The 17,720-nt window shown below is 56.0% G+C and carries 17 protein-coding genes and 2 tRNA genes; 10 read left to right on the forward strand and 9 right to left on the reverse strand.

Annotated elements, in window-relative coordinates; genetic code table 11:
- Nucleotides 1-300 precede the first annotated feature (300 nt).
- Entirely contained in the window at nucleotides 301-1,446 is a 1,146-nt protein-coding gene (locus tag INF58_RS05510) for a PLP-dependent aspartate aminotransferase family protein (protein WP_193527189.1), read from the reverse strand.
- A 12-nt stretch (nucleotides 1,447-1,458) separates the two neighbouring features.
- The gene (locus tag INF58_RS05515; protein WP_193527190.1) at nucleotides 1,459-2,829 is read right to left on the reverse strand and encodes a cystathionine beta-synthase; all 1,371 of its coding nucleotides are present in this window, start codon (nucleotides 2,827-2,829) and stop codon (nucleotides 1,459-1,461) included.
- Nucleotides 2,830-3,228: 399 nt separating this feature from the next.
- On the opposite strand from INF58_RS05515, the gene INF58_RS05520 reads away from it, so the two are divergent.
- The 6 genes from INF58_RS05520 to INF58_RS05545 all read left to right on the forward strand — a co-directional run bounded on the left by INF58_RS05520 (nucleotide 3,229) and on the right by INF58_RS05545 (nucleotide 7,903).
- Entirely contained in the window at nucleotides 3,229-4,251 is a 1,023-nt protein-coding gene (locus INF58_RS05520) for a methionine ABC transporter ATP-binding protein (protein WP_193527191.1), read from the forward strand.
- Nucleotides 4,244-4,912, forward strand: a complete 669-nt coding sequence (locus tag INF58_RS05525; protein WP_193527192.1) for a methionine ABC transporter permease — start codon at nucleotides 4,244-4,246, stop codon at nucleotides 4,910-4,912. Before INF58_RS05520 ends, INF58_RS05525 begins: the two co-directional genes overlap by 8 nt.
- Nucleotides 4,913-4,935: 23 nt before the next feature.
- A complete protein-coding gene (locus INF58_RS05530; protein ID WP_063448942.1) occupies nucleotides 4,936-5,748 on the forward strand; it encodes a MetQ/NlpA family ABC transporter substrate-binding protein in 813 nt (270 codons plus the stop codon).
- Between the two features lie 108 nt (nucleotides 5,749-5,856).
- Complete coding sequence (fumD, locus tag INF58_RS05535; protein ID WP_003857676.1) at nucleotides 5,857-6,066, forward strand: fumarate hydratase FumD; 210 nt, start codon at nucleotides 5,857-5,859, stop codon at nucleotides 6,064-6,066.
- A 118-nt stretch (nucleotides 6,067-6,184) separates the two neighbouring features.
- Entirely contained in the window at nucleotides 6,185-6,352 is a 168-nt protein-coding gene (locus INF58_RS05540) for a hypothetical protein (RefSeq protein WP_063867029.1), read from the forward strand.
- Nucleotides 6,353-6,496: 144 nt separating this feature from the next.
- Nucleotides 6,497-7,903: a DUF1996 domain-containing protein gene (locus tag INF58_RS05545; protein WP_193527193.1), complete on the forward strand. Its 1,407-nt coding sequence runs from the start codon at nucleotides 6,497-6,499 to the stop codon at nucleotides 7,901-7,903.
- Nucleotides 7,904-7,961: 58 nt separating this feature from the next.
- Here INF58_RS05545 and INF58_RS05550 read toward each other — a convergent pair whose 3' ends face one another.
- Nucleotides 7,962-8,102 carry a hypothetical protein gene (locus INF58_RS05550; RefSeq protein WP_193527194.1) on the reverse strand — a complete coding sequence of 47 codons (141 nt, stop codon included), beginning with the start codon at nucleotides 8,100-8,102 and terminating at the stop codon, nucleotides 7,962-7,964.
- A gap of 125 nt (nucleotides 8,103-8,227) precedes the next feature.
- On the opposite strand from INF58_RS05550, the gene INF58_RS05555 reads away from it, so the two are divergent.
- Both INF58_RS05555 and INF58_RS05560 read left to right on the forward strand, forming a co-directional pair.
- Nucleotides 8,228-9,010, forward strand: a complete 783-nt coding sequence (locus tag INF58_RS05555; RefSeq protein ID WP_193527195.1) for an MBL fold metallo-hydrolase — start codon at nucleotides 8,228-8,230, stop codon at nucleotides 9,008-9,010.
- Nucleotides 9,011-9,082: 72 nt separating this feature from the next.
- The gene (locus tag INF58_RS05560; protein ID WP_193033558.1) at nucleotides 9,083-9,718 is read left to right on the forward strand and encodes a carbonic anhydrase; all 636 of its coding nucleotides are present in this window, start codon (nucleotides 9,083-9,085) and stop codon (nucleotides 9,716-9,718) included.
- Between the two features lie 28 nt (nucleotides 9,719-9,746).
- On the opposite strand, the gene INF58_RS05565 is transcribed toward INF58_RS05560, so the two are convergent.
- The 4 genes from INF58_RS05565 to mdtK all read right to left on the reverse strand — a co-directional run bounded on the left by INF58_RS05565 (nucleotide 9,747) and on the right by mdtK (nucleotide 13,149).
- Nucleotides 9,747-11,342, reverse strand: coding sequence for an FAD-NAD(P)-binding protein (locus INF58_RS05565; RefSeq protein ID WP_193527196.1), 1,596 nt, complete (start codon nucleotides 11,340-11,342; stop codon nucleotides 9,747-9,749).
- Between the two features lie 122 nt (nucleotides 11,343-11,464).
- Nucleotides 11,465-11,541, reverse strand: a tRNA-Val gene (locus INF58_RS05570).
- A 4-nt stretch (nucleotides 11,542-11,545) separates the two neighbouring features.
- Nucleotides 11,546-11,622: transfer RNA gene (locus INF58_RS05575), tRNA-Val, on the reverse strand.
- Nucleotides 11,623-11,775: 153 nt separating this feature from the next.
- On the reverse strand, nucleotides 11,776-13,149 hold the full coding sequence (mdtK, locus tag INF58_RS05580) for an MdtK family multidrug efflux MATE transporter (RefSeq protein ID WP_107535207.1): 1,374 nt from the start codon (nucleotides 13,147-13,149) through the stop codon (nucleotides 11,776-11,778).
- Nucleotides 13,150-13,374: 225 nt separating this feature from the next.
- Between mdtK and INF58_RS05585 the strand changes: the two genes are divergently transcribed.
- Complete coding sequence (locus INF58_RS05585; RefSeq protein WP_063448935.1) at nucleotides 13,375-14,016, forward strand: riboflavin synthase; 642 nt, start codon at nucleotides 13,375-13,377, stop codon at nucleotides 14,014-14,016.
- A gap of 31 nt (nucleotides 14,017-14,047) precedes the next feature.
- Here INF58_RS05585 and cfa read toward each other — a convergent pair whose 3' ends face one another.
- Nucleotides 14,048-15,196 carry a cyclopropane fatty acyl phospholipid synthase gene (gene cfa, locus INF58_RS05590; protein ID WP_063867015.1) on the reverse strand — a complete coding sequence of 383 codons (1,149 nt, stop codon included), beginning with the start codon at nucleotides 15,194-15,196 and terminating at the stop codon, nucleotides 14,048-14,050.
- A gap of 297 nt (nucleotides 15,197-15,493) precedes the next feature.
- Complete coding sequence (punC, locus tag INF58_RS05595) at nucleotides 15,494-16,693, reverse strand: purine nucleoside transporter PunC (protein WP_193527197.1); 1,200 nt, start codon at nucleotides 16,691-16,693, stop codon at nucleotides 15,494-15,496.
- Between the two features lie 113 nt (nucleotides 16,694-16,806).
- Between punC and punR the strand changes: the two genes are divergently transcribed.
- On the forward strand, nucleotides 16,807-17,718 hold the full coding sequence (gene punR / locus INF58_RS05600) for a DNA-binding transcriptional activator PunR (RefSeq protein ID WP_047353996.1): 912 nt from the start codon (nucleotides 16,807-16,809) through the stop codon (nucleotides 17,716-17,718).
- Nucleotides 17,719-17,720 lie beyond the last annotated feature (2 nt).

Below are 17,720 nucleotides of genomic sequence, written 5' to 3' on the forward strand. Positions count from 1 at the left end.
TTGCGAAAGAGTATATGACACGCACTAAGAATAGGTGACATCAAATGAGCGTGCAGAAGAAAGTGTGCCTGAGTGCCAGCCCAACGGAGGAGAGGAGAAGTTGTACGTTGTTTTTTGTATTCCAAGCGCTGAAACCATTCACCAGGGATTTGGCGCGCATTATACGCTGATTTGCAGCAAAAAGGAAAATGGAAACGGTGTTTCAAAAACAATCTGTGCAGATTCACATAAGTTTGTTATCAATGCGTTAAGGCCTAATGTCATCTTATGACGGCAGGCGTAACGCCCACCGTTTTTTGCTCACTTTTTCAGCGCCTGCTGAAGGTCGGCGATCAGATCGCTCGCATCTTCAATGCCCACCGACAGGCGGATCAGCTGCGGCACAATGCCGTTGGCAAGGCGCTGCGCCAGCGGGATCGAGGCGTGGGTCATGCTGTAGGGCTGGCTCACCAGACTCTCCACGCCGCCCAGACTTTCGGCCAGGGTAAAAAGCGTAAGGTGACGGATAACGTCAGTCGCGCGTTGCGCATCACCTTTTAAGACGACCGAGATCATGCCGCCCGGCAGCGCCATCTGGCGACGGGCAAGCGCATGCTGCGGATGCGACGCCAGCCCGGGATAGTACACGCTTTCAACCTGCGGATGCGCCTCCAGCCATTGCGCAATCGCCAGCGCGTTGGCGCTGTGCTTCTCTACGCGCAGCGACAGGGTGCGAATACCCCGCAGGGTCAGGAAGCTGCTGAACGGATCCAGAACGCCTCCAACTGCGTTTTGCAGGTAGCCCAGGCGATCCGCCAGCTCCTGGTTTGCGCCGACAACAGCCAGCCCGGCAACCACGTCTGAGTGACCGTTGAGATATTTGGTGGCGGAGTGCACCACGATGTCAAACCCTGCCTCCAGCGGCCGGTGAATGACCGGAGAGGCGAAGGTATTGTCCGCCACGCTGATCGCATTATGACACCGGGCAATTTCCGCGATGGCCGCCAGATCGGCCAGCTTCAGCAGCGGATTTGTCGGCGTCTCCACCCAGATCATGCGGGTGTCCGGGCGAATGGCGGCCTCAAGACCGGCCACATCGTCCGGCTTAACCCAGCTCACCTGTAGCCCGGTGCTGCGCTTGCGCACGTTTTCGATCAGGCGATACGTACCGCCATACACGTCGTCAATGGCGACGATATGGCTGTCTTTATCCAGCAGTTCGAGCACGGTGGAAATGGCCGCCAGCCCTGATGCGAAGGCGTACCCGCGCGTGCCGCCCTCCAGCTCGGCTATCGCGGTCTCCAGCGCGTGGCGGGTGGGGTTGCCGCTTCGGGAATATTCATAGCCGGTATGCTCACCCGGAGACGGTTGCGCAAACGTCGAGGTGGCGTAAATCGGCGGCATGACGGCGCCGTGCGGGTCGTTAAACTCGCCGCTGTGAACGCTGAGGGTTGCCAGGTTTTTCATCTTTTGCTCCTTTTATTTCTCCAGGCGGTTACGCCAGGCGGTGAGAACGTCGCTACGGGTGATCAGACCCAGAAAACGGTCGTTGTCATAGATAATGGCTACCAGGCCACGGTCAAAGATGGCGTGCAGGGCGCTCTCCGGGGCCTGCCTGTCCAGGTATTCCACCTGACGCGTCATGGCCGCCGTCACGGGGAGAGAGAAGCGATCGGCTTCCCCCCCGATGTGTCGCAGCAGGTCCCATTCGTCGATGATGCCGACGACCTTATCGTTATCGAGCACCGGCAGTTGGGAGATGTCGTACAGCCGCATGCGGGCCAGCACGGTGGAAAGGGTGTCGTCCGGGGCGGCAGTCACCGTAGCGCCTTCATCGTGGCGCAGGGCAATGTAGTCGGAGAGATCCCCAGCCTGCGGACTCGCGATCAGCCCCTGCTGGCGCATCCAGTCGTCGTTGAACATTTTCGAGAGGTATTTATTGCCGCTGTCGCAGGCGAAGGTGACCACGCGTTTTGGCGTGGTCTGCGCCTGACAATATTTCAGCGCCGCCGCCAGCAGCGTGCCGCTGGAGGAGCCCGCCAGGATCCCTTCCGTTTTGAGCAGCTCGCGGGCGGTGGTGAAGGCTTCGCGATCGGTAATGCGCCAGGCGCGTTTAACCCCTTCGATGTGCGCCAGCGGAGGAATAAAGTCTTCGCCAATCCCCTCAACCAGCCACGATCCGGCATCGTTATAGCGTCCGGTCTCAACCTGATCTGCCAGCACCGACCCGGCCGGATCGGCAAGCACAAATTCCGTCTGCGGTGAGTGCTCGGCGAACCACGCCTGTAAGCCGCCCAGCGTACCACCGGACCCAACGCCGACGACGATGGCGTCGATCTGGCCGTCAAGCTGCTCAAACAGTTCCGGCGCGGTGGTCGTGCGGTGCGCCAGCGGGTTAGCCTCATTGTTGAACTGGTCGATGTAAAACGCGCCGGGCAGTTCGTTCGCCAGCCGCCGGGCGTAATCCTGATAATAGGCCGGATGCCCCTTATTGACATCGGAACGGGTCAGCACCACCTGCGCACCCAGCGCCCGCAGGTGGAAAATCTTTTCGCGACTCATTTTGTCCGGCACCACCAGAATCAGCGAATAGCCTTTCTGCGCGGCGATCAGCGCCAGCCCCAGCCCGGTGTTCCCCGCAGTGGCTTCGATAATGGTCCCGCCGGGCCGCAGTTGCCCCGAGCGTTCGGCTTCGTTAATCATCGACAGTGCGACGCGGTCTTTGATCGAACCGCCGGGATTTTGGTTTTCCAGCTTCAGAAACAGCGAGCAGGGACCGGTATCCAGTTTGTGCAGCTGGATCAGCGGCGTGCGGCCAATCAGTTCGGTGACGGAGTGGTAAAGCATCATGGTCATGTCCTGTGAGAGGGGGATGACCGGATAATAGGATCCTGAAATTTTCTCAATAAAGAACGTTTCACTGGGTATTAGAACGGAAAGGAATATTCGTCGTGTTTTCAGATGGAAAGACAGCGAGACGTAAAGTTGTCCGGATGTGAGGATGTCTATATGCGCGCAAAATGCTGAAAAAACAACCCATTCAGGCGGGTGAGAAGGCGCTGATATGCAGCTGTCGGATATGTATTGCTGATATTCATCTAAGCGCTTTTCAGCCGCCAGGTCGCGACTTATTTCATCGCGTTATAAGACATTCCTTTTTGGTCATTTAAAAGCTGATAACGGCTGTTTACTATCTTTTGGACATCCATACTGCTAAACCGCTATACGCGGCACGGATAACGAATAAGAATGATTGTACTCAGCAATATTTCGAAGATTTTTGACAACGGAAAGGTGGCGCTGACAGCCGTTGATAACGTTAATTTGACGATCGAGCAGGGACAGATTTACGGGATTATCGGCTACAGCGGAGCCGGGAAAAGTACCCTGATCCGTCTGCTGAACGGCCTGGAAAAGCCCAGCGCCGGACGCGTCACCATTAACGGACAGGATATCTCCGCCGCAAAAGGAGAAGCGCTGCGTCAGGCACGCCTGAAAATCAGCATGGTGTTCCAGCACTTCAATCTGCTCTGGTCGCGCACGGTGAAGGAAAACATCGCCTTTTCAATGCAAATTGCCGGTGTACCGAAAGCGAAAATTCAGGCACGCGTCGCCGAGCTGGTGGATCTGGTCGGCCTGAGGGGGCGCGAGAATGCTTTTCCGTCGCAGCTGAGCGGCGGACAAAAACAGCGTGTGGGCATCGCCCGCGCGCTGGCCAATCATCCCGACGTGCTGCTGTGTGACGAAGCCACCTCCGCGCTGGATCCGCAGACGACCGATCAGATCCTCGATCTGCTCCTGGACATTAACCGTCGCTTTAACCTGACCATCGTGCTGATCACGCACGAGATGCACGTGGTGCGCAAAATCTGCGACCGCGTGGCGGTAATGGAGAACGGGAAAGTGGTGGAGGAGGGGGACGTGCTGAGCGTCTTTACGCATCCGCAGCAGCCGATCACCCAGCAGTTTGTCCGACAGGTGAGCCAGTACGCCGAAGATGAAACCTTCAATACGGAACTGGCAACCGGGCTGGAGGGCACGGTAATCAAACTCACCTTTACCGGGCACAGCACGCACAGGCCGATCGTCGGGGAACTGACCCTGCGCTACGGCCTGCCGTTTAATATCCTGCACGGCAAAATGACGCAAACCGCCCACGGTGTTTTCGGGCAGCTCTGGGTACACGTGGTGGCATCGGATGAACAACTGAACAATATCCTCGCCGATCTGAAGCAAAGCGATATTGAAGGCGAGGTTATTAAGCATGGCTGAAGAACTTTTTCCGCACCTGAAGTGGGATCAACTGTGGGCTGCAACTCAGGAGACGCTCTACATGACCGCGCTTTCGGGCGTGGCGACGTTTGTTCTGGGGATCGGGCTTGGTCTGGCGCTGTTTTTAACCGCCCGCGGCGGGTTATTTCAAAACCGCACGGTCTACAGCGTGATGTCAATTGTGGTGAACGTGTTCCGCTCCATTCCGTTCATCATTCTCATCGTGCTGCTGATCCCGTTCACCAAGACCGTCGTCGGGACCATTCTTGGCGCTAACGCCGCGTTGCCCGCCCTGATTGTAGGCGCCGCACCGTTTTACGCCCGTCTGGTCGAGATCGCCCTGCGTGAAGTGGACAAAGGGGTTATCGAAGCCACGCGTTCGATGGGCGCACGGCTGAGCACGTTAGTGTTTCGGGTTTTACTGCCGGAATCCTCACCCGCGCTGGTTTCAGGCATGACGGTGACGCTGATTGCGCTGGTGAGCTACAGCGCAATGGCGGGGGTGATAGGCGCCGGCGGTTTGGGAAATCTGGCTTATCTGGAAGGATTCCAGCGCAACCATGGTGACGTCACGCTGGTGGCAACGGTGACCATTCTGTTCATCGTGTTCATTATCCAGTTCTGCGGCGATGTCATTACTTCACTGTTAGATAAACGCTAATAAATACACACAGGAACCACATCATGAAAAAGACACTGACACTGATCGCCGCAGCCACCCTGAGCGCCCTGAGCTTTGCCGCCTGGGCGGATACGCTGACCGTGGGGGCATCCAACACGCCGCACGCGGAAATTCTGGAGCAGGCTAAGCCGATTCTGGCAAAGCAGGGTATCGATCTGGAGATTAAGCCGTTCCAGGACTACATTCTGCCCAACACCGCGCTGGCGGGGCGTGACATCGACGCCAACTACTTCCAGCACATCCCTTATCTGAACAGCGTGCTGAAAGATCACGCGGGCGATAAGGATTATGATTTTGTCAGTGCGGGCGCTATCCACATTGAGCCGATCGGTATCTATTCGAAAAAATACAAATCGCTGAAGGATCTGCCGGAAGGCGGCAAAATCATCATGCGTGATGCGGTTTCCGAGGAAGGACGTATTCTCTCCATCTTCGAAAAGGAGGGGGTGATCAAGCTGAAGCCTGGCATCGATAAAGTGACCGCGCGCATCAGCGATATCGTGGAAAACCCGAAAAAGCTGGAATTTACCCCGAATGTGGAAGCGTCCCTGCTGCCGCAGATGTACAACAACGACGAAGGTGCCGCGGTGGTGATCAACGCTAACTACGCCATCGACGCGGGCCTGGATCCGGTGCACGATCCGATTGCGGTTGAAAGCGGTGAGAATAACCCGTACGCCAACATCATTACCGTCCATCGCGGTGACGAGAAGAAGAAAGATATCGTCGCGCTGGTGAACGTGCTGCATTCCAAAGAGATCCAGGACTGGATCCGTACCAAATACAAAGGTGCGGTCATCCCGGTAAACAACTAATCGCCTGATTTTCCAGACGAAGCCCGGCGAGCAATACGCCGGGCTTCTTTTTTGTATCCAGCCGACGAATGCTTTAAGCTGACGGTTTAAGGCATCGGAGTGATGGCAATGGGTAATGTGACCAAAGACGAAGCGCTGTACCAGGAGATGTGTCGGGTGGTAGGCAAGGTCGTTCTCGAAATGCGTGATTTAGGGCAAGAGCCGAAACATATTGTCATTGCGGGCGTACTGCGTACCGCGCTGGCGAACCAGCGCGTTAAGCGCAGCGAGTTGACCACCAAAGCGATGGAAACGGTCGTTAAAGCGCTGGCCGGCTAGCGCGCCGGCGCCTTGGGCGTTTCTCAAATCCTGCATATCAACAGTCAGTATTGTTATTTCCTCTTCATGATGAAGGCGTGTTTAACTGAGTTCAGGTTAAGCGAGAGGGGTAATGACGATGAAAAAATGGATCGGCACGTTACGGCGGTTTTTTGCCACCCAACCAGCGAATGCGGAGAACAGCGCGCAACGTGTTCTTGAGTCAATACTGCCTGTCGCCAGCCTGTACGGCGTGGACGTAGCCAACATTGATCCGGAGTGGTTCTATGTTAAAACGACACGCTGAACTGCGCCGGACGCGCGAAATGTACTGGAATGAGCTGTGCCTGCCTGCTGTAAAGCGGGGATGAGCGGAAAAGTACGCAGGTAAATCCTCGGTAATTGATAGCCGTTTTGTTACCACTATCTCCTTTCTCAGATGGAGATAATAATGAAACGGACAGTACTCCCCCCCACACTTTCTGCCGCCGCGCTACTGCTTGCCATGCACGCGGCGCACGCTGCGCCACAGGCGCACGTGGTTTGCGGCTATTCCCACACCCTTGGCGATGATGCCATTATGATGTACGGCATGCCCAACGAGGCCATGCTGCACGATTTTTTTGGTAACGTGCAAACGGACGCTTACTCCAGCCGCGAATCGCTGCGTACGCAAGAAAAGACGACCTGCGATAATAAAGCAGACAGCTCGGCCTACTGGGCGCCCTCGCTGAGGTTGCCGGACGGAACGGTGGTGAAACCCGCCTACCAAAAAACCTATTATCAGGCATCGAACGTTGACGCCTGGCCGCTGCATCCGTTCCCGGCGGGGCTGTCGCTGCTGGCCGGCGATCATCACGGCACCGCGCCCAATCCCCATATCACCTTTTTATGCGCCAACGGTAAGGGCTACACCAGCAAAACGGGTGAAGTCTGCGGCTTACGCAAGGCGAAGGATGCCGTGCAGTTTAATATCGGCATTCAGTTCCCCAACTGCTGGGATGGGGTACACCTGAAGCCTGCCCACGGTCTGGTTAACGCCACCTACGACACGAAAGGGCAGTGTCCGTCCGCCTTCCCGATTAAGATCCCGACGGTGAACATGAATATCGCGTACGTGCTCCCGACGATTAGCGCTCTGGACACCAGCAAAGCGCAGCTTTCACTCGACCCCATCATGCACGGTAATGAGCGCGAGGAGCGGTGGGGAAGCCTCTATACGGCGCATGCTGACTTCATGAACGGCTGGACGGAAGATGCCGCGCGCTTTATGACCGACCTGTGTATGAACCGCGGGCTGGATTGCGGCACCACCGTCCCGTACGGATATTCAAAAGCGAAGGCCAACGTCTGGCTAAGCAGCCTAGAACCCACACTGTCGCAGCCCGATCCTCAGGCCTTACTGGTGCAGGATAACTGGCAGAACGGCGGAAGGACGAAAAACAGCGAAACCTTGTCGCTGGTGAAGTTCAACATTCCTCCGTTACCTGCCGGACAGGATCCTGCCCAGTTTAAGTACCGCGTGCGTATCTATGGCGGGAAAGTGGAAACCAACGGCGCGGATCAAATCTTCTTCTATCCGGCGAGCAACGACTGGGATCCGGCCAGCGTGAACTGGCACGCGCGACCGTCCTGCAACTACCGGTCGGATGCGGTGCTGTACCTGAACCACGCCCGCGAATACCGGATGGTGGATGTCGATAAAGCGGTACGCAAGGCGCTGGCAGAAGGGAAAACCGAAATTTCGTGGTATATCGGCGGCGATCGTCAGGGAAACCACTATCAGTTTGAGACGGCATCATCTCCGCAAAGTCTGATCCTGATGCTCACCGGGTTTAGCAAAACGCCGGAGAACTGATAGCGCGTGAAAACCTTATGCATAAAAAAAAAGCACCGGGGCTTCCGGTGCTTTCTCGTCAGATCTTGCAGGCATCGCCGCAGTCGTCATCGGCGACAATCGCCTGGGTTTTTTTATCCGCGTCGTCGAGACGTTCCGCGTTGCGCTCTTCTGCTTCATCCAGCCCGTTAAAGACTAAGTTATCGAGATCAATTTCCATGTGCCACCTGCGTTATTCAGTTTTTGATACTGGCACAGTATAAGTCAAAAAAAGGGGGCGATGCACCCCGCAGCACATATGGATAATCCCTGCCATACTCAGTGCTTTATTGCTGAGGAACGCTGATGATTACGCTGTGTAAAACCTGCGGTACCGCTTACGATGAACCCCCCAAACGCTGCCCGATTTGCGACGATGAACGCCAGTATGTTCCGGTGACGGGCCAGGCGTGGACGGATTTCGATAGTCTTACGGCCACGCATACCAACAAATGGCAACAGCTGGAGCCGCAGCTGTTCAGCATCAAAACCGTCCCCTCTTTTGCTATTAACCAGCGCGCCATCCTGCTGCGCACGCCGCAGGGCAATATCCTGTGGGACTGCATCGCGAACCTTGACCCGGCCACCAGAGCGTTAATTGACGCGCTCGGCGGGATCGGCGCGATTGCGATTTCGCACCCTCATTACTACACCACCATGCAGGAGTGGGCCGCGGCGTTTAACGCGCCGATCTACCTGCACGCCAGCGATCGGCAGTGGGTAATGCGTGACAGTCCGGCGATACGCTTCTGGGAGGAGGACACTCTGGAAATTATGCCGTCGGTAACGCTGCTGCGACTGGGCGGGCATTTCGCAGGCGGCACGGTGCTGCACTGGCAGTCAGGCGACGGCGTACTGCTGGCCGGTGATATTTTGCAGGTCACGCCGGGTAAAGACGCCGTGTCGTTTATGTGGAGTTATCCGAATATGCTCCCGCTGCCTGCCCGCACCGTCGAGTCGGTGACCGACCGACTGGCGGGGAAAAAGTACCAGCGCCTGTACGGGGCCTTTGAAGGACAAAACATCCTGACGAACGCGGATGAGATCGTGCAGCGGTCGGGCCAGAAATATATTGCTTGTCTCCGATAAGGCACGGTGGTTAAATTTTACGAGTGTGATCGCGATCATACCTAAACTAAAACAGATAAAAGAGAAATGGCTATGCAACATATCATTGAAGGTTTTCTCAGCTTTCAAAAAGAGATTTTCCCGCAACGTAAAGAGCTTTTTCGTAGTTTAGCGTCCAGTCAGAATCCCAAAGCGCTGTTCATCTCCTGCTCCGACAGCCGTCTGGTTCCGGAACTGGTTACGCAACAGGAGCCAGGACAGCTCTTTGTCATTCGAAACGCTGGCAACATTGTGCCACCGTTCGGGCCGGAGCCTGGCGGCGTCTCAGCGACCATCGAATACGCGGTGGTGGCTCTCGGCGTGACCGATATCGTTATCTGCGGTCACTCAAACTGCGGCGCGATGAAGGCGATTGCCGACAACGCGGATCTGGAGCCCATGCCGGCCGTTTCCCACTGGCTGCGCTATTCTGATGCGGCTAAAGCGGTGGTGGAGAAGAAAACCTGGGATACGCCAGTCGATAAAGTGAATGCGATGGTGCAGGAGAACGTCTTTGCGCAGCTGAGCAACATCAAGACCCATCCGTCGGTGGCGGTAGGCCTGCGCAACAACGCCATTCGCCTGCACGGCTGGGTGTATGATATTGAAAGCGGCAAAATCCTTGCCCTGGATAAGAACACCAAAAGCTTTGTATCGCTGTCGGAAAACCCGGAAGTCTTCTTCGAGTAATCCGACACCGTAGGGCAGGGAAGCCCGGTTAAAACTCCATGAACGGTAATTTCCGCCGCACGCCCGACGCAGGATTTCCCGCCGCTTTCGCCATCGCCTTACCAATTTCAGCGCACTCTGACAAACCCTGAACAAACGGATGGTCGTGCATCAGCCAGGGGATCGCCCCAAACGCGATACGTCCGCGCAGAGACGCAGGTGACAGCAACGTGTAGTCTTCCCCCACGTCCGGTATCTCATCGCCCGTTTCCTCAAGCTGTTTGCGCAGCGTCGGGAAGGGGATATCCTTATTTTTGAGCGGTTTTTGCCCGCGCGCATCAATAAAGACATCGAAGCGATAACTCTTTTCTTGCGTGGTGATGACGGTTTGATCGCTGCCGATATCCAGGTCGTAATCATCACCGAGGGCGACCACGCTGATGATCCCTGCCTCTCGGAGCGCCAGTAACCGGCGGATAGACTGCGGTGGAATAGCGGCATAGTTATCGATAAATACGCGCTCCAGCCCCGACTTAAACCGCTCTCTGTCCTGTTCGTTAAGTGAAGGGACAATCGCCTGAACCACCTCATGCAGACGAAGCACGGTATAGCGCCAGGCAACGGTGCGTTTGTCGCGCTTGTTGCGCTCCACTTCTTTCAGGTTCGATTCGGCCCAGGTGAAAGGACCATGATTTTTACGATCCTCAAACCAGACCTCACGAAGGGTGTCGGCATTCAGCGTGCTGAGCGATATCGCATGGCACCACTGCGGATCGGCCAGCTCAAGCTCTTTCACCATCAGCGCAAAGATGCGGTCAAGCAGCCCGTCCGGGCCTTTAGCGATCTCGCTTTCCGCCACAGATGCTGTTAACACCGACAGCGGTTCATAAGGAATAGGGCAGTAAAAGTCGGCTTCCGGCAGAACGCCCGTGCGGGACATCAGCGTGATTTTTAACCCCTCGCTGCCTTTATTGACAACGAACTGCTCGCCGGTAAACCGACCGTGCTGCATCACAACCGCCATCGCGGCGTCCAGCCCGCTAAGGGAAGTCCCCATGATCCCCACCTCACAGGCTCGGATCTCTGCGTCCATCAGCCCCGACCATGGGCTCGGGTACCAGGCGCGGGTGGCTTCATCTTCATCAGGCCAGACGTGACCGGTGGCGACCACGGCAAGGTCAAATCTTCTGGAGAAAGGCGCATCGTTCACTGACAGGGCCACGCCGTCTGCATCTGCTTTGATATCCGTTACTTCTGCGTTGGGATGAACCTCAACCTGAAATCCTGCCTTTTTCGCCTCGGCAACGACGGCGAGAAAACGGTCGTGGAAATATTCACCCAGCAGAATACGGGGCAGAAACTGCCGGTCGTGCAGTTTGTCTTTGTCGACGCTATAGCGGGCAAGATGGGCTGCATTTTGCTGCTTAAGCCAGTCGAGATAGGTGATAAAAATGGGCGGGATTTCGATACTGGCGATATTCGCCAGCATCAGTCGGGAGTTATCTTCATCGCTGTAAGGCATACCGACGCCGGGCTGATCTGCTTTCTCAAACACGGTGATCGAAAGGGGCGCTGCGTTGGTAAGAAGTGAGTAGAAGGTGTAAATCCCTGTTGGGCCTGAGCCGATAATGGCAATTTTTTTCATCGAAAGCGTTCCTGCGTTTCTGAACCATAAGAAAAGCGTAGCAGGAGAAAGATTAGGCCGTTTAATGCAGGGAGAAATTAAGATGTTAAGAAGAGGATTTTTGCACCATTTCAGGACTGAAATGGTGCGTCCGAGTGGACTCGAACCACCGACCCCCACCATGTCAAGGTGGTGCTCTAACCAACTGAGCTACGGACGCAGAATGGTGCGTTCAATTGGACTCGAACCAACGACCCCCACCATGTCAAGGTGGTGCTCTAACCAACTGAGCTATGAACGCATTGTGTTGTCGGTGACAACGGGGACGAATATTAGCGGCACAGCACCAAGGTGGCAAGAGGGAAAATGCATTTTTCTCTCTGATTTCACGCGATTGCTTCATTACCGCGCAAAGTGAAGAGAAAGTAGCCGCCAGCCGGCGGCTACAGGGTCATTAACGTGCAGCGCGCTGCAAAATAACCGTAGAGGGCTGACGTTGCAGGAAGCGCATGCGCAGCATCATCATAATGGCCGCAGACGTTAAGCCGATGATAAAGCCCATCCAGAACCCGGCTGGCCCCATGCGATCCACCACCAGATCCGTGAGCGCCAGAATGTAGCCACTCGGCAGGCCCAGCACCCAGTAGGCAATGAAGGTGATAAAGAAGATGGAACGCGTATCTTTATACCCACGCAGCACGCCGCTGCCAATTACCTGGATGGAGTCAGAGATCTGATAAATGGCCGCCAGCAGCATCAGGTGCGAGGCCAGAGTCACTACCTCCGGATTGTCGTTATAGAGCAGGGCAATTTGCTCACGCAACAGCACGGTAAAGAGGGCGGTACAGACCGCCATGCAGACGCCGACGCCCAGCCCGGTGCGGGCAGCCGTTTGCGCATCCAGCGTAGAACCTTGCCCCAGACGGAAGCCCACGCGAATCGTCACCGCAGCCGCCAGCGACATCGGCAGAACAAACATCAAAGAGCTGAAGTTCAGCGCGATCTGGTGGCCTGCCACATCAATAATCCCTAACGGCGAAACCAGCAGGGCGACAACGGCAAACAGCGTCACTTCAAAGAACAGCGCCAGCGCAATGGGCAGACCCAGCTGGGTCAGGCGGGTCAACATCGACCAGTCAGGCGTGCTAAAGGCGGTATCGTTGCGAATGTCGCGCATGGATCGCGCATGTTTAATGTAGGTGAGCATGCTTCCGAACATCACCCAGTACACCGCTGCCGTCGCAACGCCGCAGCCCACGCCACCGAGCTCCGGCATGCCAAAATGACCGTAAATGAAGATATAGTTCACGGGAATATTCACCAGCAAGCCGATAAAGCCCATCACCATGCCCGGCTTGGTTTTTGCCAGCCCTTCACACTGGTTACGTGCTACCTGAAAGAACAGATAGCCGGGGGCACCCCAGAGCAGGGCGCGCAAATAACCGACCGCCTTATCTGCCAGCGCCGGATCGATATTATGCATGGCGCGGATAATATACCCGGCGTTCCACAGAACGATCATAATCAGGACGGAGACGCCCCCGGCCAGCCAGAAGCCCTGGCGAACCTGATGGGCCACGCGGTCACGTCGACCGGAGCCGTTAAGCTGTGCGATAACGGGCGTCAGCGCCAGCAGCAGGCCGTGACCAAACAGAATGGCCGGGAGCCAGATTGAGGTTCCGATCGCCACGGCGGCCATATCGGTGGCGCTGTAACCACCGGCCATTACCGTATCCACAAATCCCATTGCGGTTTGGGCTACCTGCGCGACGATCACCGGTATTGCCAGTGCTAATAACTGACGCGCTTCGATCATATACTTCTGCACGTGAACACCTTTGTATTGTAGTTATTTGAGAGACTAAAAAGGCCGCCGTAACTGGCAGCAAGAAGAAAAAACAGAGGGATGCCAGCTATTGTAGCGGGGTTTAACTAATTATCTAGTGAAAAAATCGCCAGAAATTGCGCATCACTGGCAACCTGTTTTTTCAACTGTTATTGTGGTGGGATTATACGGTGTCATCGCCGTTCGGAATGAACAGGAGCTGTAAGCATGTTTACTGGTATTGTGCAGGGCACTGCCAAAGTGGTGTCCATTGATGAAAAACCGAATTTCCGCACTCACGTGGTCGAGCTGCCTGAATATATGCTCGACGGCATTGAAACCGGGGCGTCGATAGCGCATAACGGCTGCTGCCTGACGGTGACCGAAATTAACGGTAACCAGATCGCTTTTGATTTAATGAAAGAGACGCTGCGCATCACTAACCTGGGCGAGCTGGAAGTGGGGGATACCGTCAACGTTGAGCGGGCGGCGAAATTCAGCGATGAGATTGGCGGGCACCTGATGTCGGGCCATATTATGACCACCGCCGAAGTGGCGAAAATCGTGACCTCGGAAAATAACCGTCAAATCTGGTTTAAGGTGCAGGATCCCACCTTAATGAAATACATCCTTTATAAAGGATTTATTGGCATTGATGGGATTAGCCTGACCGTAGGTGAAGTGACGCCAACCCGTTTTTGCGTGCATTTAATTCCAGAAACGTTGCAACGTACAACGCTTGGTTCAAAAAAACTGGGGCAGCGGGTGAATATCGAAATTGATCCGCAGACCCAGGCGGTCGTGGATACCGTTGAGCGCGTGCTGGCGGCGAAAGAGGCGGCGATAATAAAGGCCGTGGAAGAAGAATAAAAAATAACCCCGGGCAACCGGGGTTATTTTTTTAGCGGGCCACGCGCAGGCCGTGCTCAATCCCGCGACTAAACACCACCTGCCATAGCTGTATATCCCGCGCGCGAAAAGCTCCGGCACAGGCATTGAGATAATAGCTGAACATTCGTTTGAATCGTTCCGAATAGTTGTCGGCGATTTCAGGCCATGCGGCCTGGAAACGTTCATGCCACGCCATCAGCGTGGTGTCATAATCTGCGCCAAAATTATGCCAGTCTTCCACAATGAAATGCGGTTCGCTGGCGTTGGCAATCTGGCGAACAGAGGGTAAACAGCCATTCGGGAAGATATATTTATTAATCCAGGGATCCACGTTGTTGTCGGTGCGCTTAGAGCCAATGGTGTGTAGCAGGAAAATACCGTCAGGCTTCAGGTTCCGGTCAGCGACCTCGAAATAGGTCCTGTAGTTCTTGGGCCCGACGTGCTCGAACATGCCAACGGAAACAATGCGGTCGAACTGCTCGTTCAGGTCGCGGTAATCCTGAAGCCGGATATCGACATCCAGCCCCAGGCAACGCGCCTGCGCCATCTTCTGCTGTTCAGCCGAAATCGTGACCCCGACGACGCTCACGCCGTAATGCTTCGCCATAAACCAGGCAAGGCCGCCCCAGCCACAGCCGATGTCCAGCACGCGCATGCCGGGCTGCAACTGCAATTTATCGCAGATCAGCTGTAGCTTATCCTGCTGCGCCTCTTCCAGGGTCGTCGCTTTTTTCCAGTATCCGCAGGAGTACTGCATTAACGGGTCGAGCATGCGGCTGAAAAGGTCGTTGCCCAGATCGTAATGCTCTTTGCCGACGATCCACGCGCGCTTTTTACTTTGCAGATTGAACAGGCGGGCAGAGGCGATACGTAGCGTATCTTTGAAGTGACGGGGGAGCTGATTTTCCAGACCGGCGCGTAACACGCTGGAGAAGAACATATCCAGCCGTTCACACTCCCACCAGCCGTCCATATAGCTTTCACCCAGCCCTAACGATCCCTCCTGCAAAACGCGTTTGAAAAAATCGGGATGCTTAATCTGGGGATCGGAGGGCGATGAGCCATTAATCGTAATGCCCGCACGTCCCAACAGTTCACTGACGATCCGGGACCAGTTATCGTCCGGAACGCTGACTTCTTCTATACACGATGAACTCATAGCTTCTCCATCACCTTGCTGTGATCAGAACCTTAAAACAGCGTAGACGCTTTTTTGGTTTGTGAGAAATCTCACGGTAAATGCCCGCGAGGCTAATATCCGACGTAGAACAGAGGAAGGGAGATAACCCTTGCCGAAATGCCTTCCATGGTAAAACGGGAGCGCTCCGGCTCCCGTTAACGCTTAATATTTATCGTATTTATCGAACCAATTTCAGTATAGGCCTCAAAAATGGGTGATTCAACAGAAAATTGTTAGCAACCTAATCACTGGTTTTTAACATAATTTCCCGCGCAATCAGGCATGAGACGTTTCGGTTTGCGCGTTGTCATTCTGCTCGCGACGCGCGGAGGACTGCATGCGATACCCCAGACCCGCTAGCGCAACGGTGACCAGCATTACGCTGGTGGTGGTGAGCAGCGGGGTCGCAATCAGCGCAGAGACCACAAGGCTTGCCAGGAAGCACAGGCCAAGTTGCAGGGTATTTTGCAGCGCGGCAGCGCGGCCCGTCGCCTGCGGGAACGGACGTAACGCCTGCGCCACTACAATTGGGTAAATGGCCCCGTTAGCGATCGCCATAACGCAGAACGGGATCAAAATTTCTGCAAGCCCGGCACCGGGAATAAAGCCGACGGCCCAGGTCGCAATCACGCTTAACGCATACAACACCAGCAGCCAGGGCAGCATCTGTTGGCCTTCCCATTTTTGCAGTGCGGCGCGACAGCCATAGCCACCCACCAGGAAGGCGATGGTCTGTGGAACGTAGCTCAGGCCGATAGCCGCCGGGCTGTAGCCCATGTCATGCAGAATGAACGGCGAACCGGTCAGCCAGGCAAAGAAGCTGGCAGAGCAGGCGGCATAAATCAGCACGTTACCGCGATAGGCTTTTGCCCGCAGTAAGGAGGTAAAGGTCACTGGCTGCGCGTCCGGATGCGTCTCTTTTTTACGCGCAGGCTTGAGCCCGAACGCGGGCAGCATCAGCACCAGCGTGATGGCAAACAGCGTGGCGAAAATGGCCTGCCAGTCGAAATGCGCCAGAATCCAGCTGCCCAGCAGCGGGGCGAGCGCCGGCGACAGGCCGACCAGCGGCATAATGGTGGCGAAAATGCGGTTAGTGCGCGAAGCCGGATAATAATCGGTTACCAGCGCCTGCCAGGTGACCGCTGCGGCACAGACGCCGACGGCCTGGATGAAGCGCAGCACAAGGAGCCAGGCGGCATCGCGGACCCACAGCATGCCCAGACAGCCTACGGCAAAAATTGCCAGTCCCAGCAACAGGACGGGTTTACGGCCAAAACGATCCGAGAGCGGCCCCCAGAGCAGTTGCGCAAAAGCAAAGCCTGCGAGGAACAAACTCAGGCTGGCGCTGATGGCGGCGGCAGGGGTTTGCAAATCTTCCTGCATCGCGGCGAACGCGGGCAGATACATATCGGTCGCCAAAAAGCCCAGCACGCTTAAGCCGCCGAGCCAGACTAAAAATCCTTTCCTGGGTTGCACTGTTTATTCTCCTGAGGAGGCAGGTGTACGTTGGCGCAGAGTGTAGGAGGTGCAAAGCGGCTTGTGAAACGCTAATATTTGGCGGGTGAATTCAAAAATTTTGCAGGCAAAAGATGTGGTCAGATTATTCTCTTGAAGTGGTCGATGCCGTGGCGCGTAACGGCAGCTTTACCGGTGCCGCCCAGGAGCTGCATCGCGTTCCGTCGGCCATCAGCTATACGGTGCGTCAGCTGGAAGCGTGGCTGGCGGTCCCGCTGTTTGAGCGGCGCCATCGCGACGTGGAGCTCACGCCCGCCGGCGCGTGGTTTTTGAAAGAGGGGCGGTCTGTTATCAAAAAAATGCAGATCACCCGCGAGCAGTGCCAGCAGATCGCCAACGGCTGGCGCGGTCATCTTTCCATCGCGGTGGATAACATCGTTAAGCCGGAACGCACCCGGCAGATGATCGTCGATTTCTATCGTCATTTCTCCGACGTCGAATTGCGCGTTTCACAGGAGGTGTTTAACGGCGTCTGGGATGCGCTGGCGGACGGCAGGGCAGAGATGGCAATTGGCGCCACCCAGGCGATCCCGGTTGGGGGGCGCTACGCGTTTCGCGACATGGGCATGCTGAGCTGGACCTGCGTGGTCGCGCGCGATCATCCGCTGGCGGCGCTGGAAGGGCCGCTGAGCGATGACACCTTGCGCAACTGGCCCTCGCTGGTGCTGGAAGATACGTCCCGTTCGCTGCCGAAGCGTATTACCTGGCTGCTGGATAATCAGCGCCGCGTGGTCGCGCCGGACTGGGAGTCGTCAGCCACCTGCCTGAGCGCGGGGCTGTGCGTTGGCATGGTGCCGGTGCATTTTGCGCGTCCGCGCATCGACGCGGGGGAGTGGGTGGCTCTGACGCTGGAAAATCCCTTCCCGGACGCCGCGTGCTGTCTGACGTGGCAGCAAAACGACGTATCCCCGGCCATGGCCTGGCTGCTGGATTATCTGGGAGACAGCGAAACGCTGAACCGGGAGTGGTTACGGGGACCAGCATAGCT

Source organism: Enterobacter cloacae complex sp. P24RS (genome assembly GCF_014982165.1).
GTDB classification, from domain to species: domain Bacteria; phylum Pseudomonadota; class Gammaproteobacteria; order Enterobacterales; family Enterobacteriaceae; genus Enterobacter; species Enterobacter quasihormaechei.